Source organism: Helicobacter pylori (genome assembly GCF_009689985.1).
GTDB lineage: Bacteria > Campylobacterota > Campylobacteria > Campylobacterales > Helicobacteraceae > Helicobacter > Helicobacter pylori_CG.
The window spans coordinates 1-1,386 of sequence record NZ_QBAW01000023.1; the positions used below are offsets into that span (position 1 = coordinate 1).

Consider the following 1,386-nt stretch of genomic DNA (forward strand, 5'->3'; position numbering starts at 1 on the left):
GCTAGATTGTATGGCTCTAGGTCTAAAAAAAACAAGAAGCTCTTAGATGAAATGCAAGAAGTAATCACTAACAATGTCAGCTATCTCAATCACGCATAAAATCGCTTTAAAGCCTAACAACAAGCATATCACTTATTTTAAAAAAGCTTTTGGGTGCGCTAGGTTAGCTTATAATTGGGGATTAGCTAAGTGGAAAGAAAATTATCAACTAGGCATTAAAACTAACCACATGCAGCTTAAAAAAGAGTTTAACGCTCTTAAAAAATCGCAATTTAATTTCGTTTATGAAGTAACTAAATACGCCACCCAACAGCCTTTTATCCACTTAAATCTAGCCTTTAACAAGTTTTTTAGGGATTTAAAAAAAGGTTTAGTGAGTTACCCTAAATTTAAAAAGAAAAGAGAGTTTCAAGGTTCTTTTTATATAGGGGGTGATCAAATTAAAATCATTCAAACAGCTAATACTGATTATTTAAAAATACCTAACTTACCCCCAATCAAACTCACTGAAAAACTAAGATTTCAAGGCAAAATCAATAACGCTACCATCACTCAAAAGGGCGATCATTTCTATATTTCAATCTCTTGCGGTGTTGATGAGAGTGAATACAAACGAACCCATAAACTCCAAGAGAGTCATAATAAACTAGGGATTGATATAGGGATTAAATCCTTTGTGAGTTTGTCTAATGGCTTAAATATCTATGCCCCTAAGCCCTTAGATAAGCTTACTAGAAAGCTTGTAAGAATTAGCAGACAACTGAGTAAAAAAATCCACCCAAAAACCAAAGGGGATAAAACCAAGAAGTCTAATAATTACTTAAAGCATTCTAAAAAGCTTACCCACTTGCATGAAAAAATCGCTAACATCAGACTTGATTTTTTACACAAGCTCACAAGCTCTCTTATAAGACACTCAAACTCGTTTTGTTTAGAGAGCTTGAAAGTCAAAAACATGTTTAAAAATCACAGATTGGCTAAATCTTTAAGCGATGTTTCTACGTCTGTGTTTAACACGCTATTAGAATATAAAGCCAAATACTCTAATAAAGAAATTTTAAGAGCTGATACTTACTACCCAAGCTCTAAGACTTGCTCTAATTGCCAAAAAGTTAAACAAGATTTAACGCTTGAAGATAGGATTTATCAATGCCTAGAGTGTGGCTTTGAACTAGATAGAGATATAAACGCTGCTATCAATCTTTTAAAGCATTTAGTAGGTAGAGTTACTGCCGAATTTACGCCTATGGACTTGACGGCTCTGTTGAATGACTTATCCAATAATCGTTTAGCAACTAGCAAGGTTGAACTAGGAATACAACAAAAATCCCAAATTGAGAGAATTTTATAGCTCTTTATAGGATTTTATAGGTTTGTAGTAACGGT

The 1,386-nt window shown here is 33.4% G+C and carries 1 protein-coding gene and 1 pseudogene; both read left to right on the forward strand.

Going from position 1 to position 1,386, the window contains the following annotated elements; genetic code table 11:
* Positions 1–99, forward strand: a pseudogene (locus DBU79_RS07695) (IS607 family transposase); the annotation flags it as partial.
* Positions 74–1,351 carry an RNA-guided endonuclease InsQ/TnpB family protein gene (locus DBU79_RS07700; protein WP_154412052.1) on the forward strand — a complete coding sequence of 426 codons (1,278 nt, stop codon included), beginning with the start codon at positions 74–76 and terminating at the stop codon, positions 1,349–1,351. The pseudogene DBU79_RS07695 and the gene DBU79_RS07700, both read left to right, overlap by 26 nt.
* Positions 1,352–1,386: the final 35 nt, after the last annotated feature.

What these genes read in the sequence shown, in the direction of transcription:
- DBU79_RS07700 (WP_154412052.1), top strand. Translation starts at nt 74, where the DNA reads ATGTCAGCTATCTCAATCACGCATAAAATCGCTTTAAAGCCTAACAAC.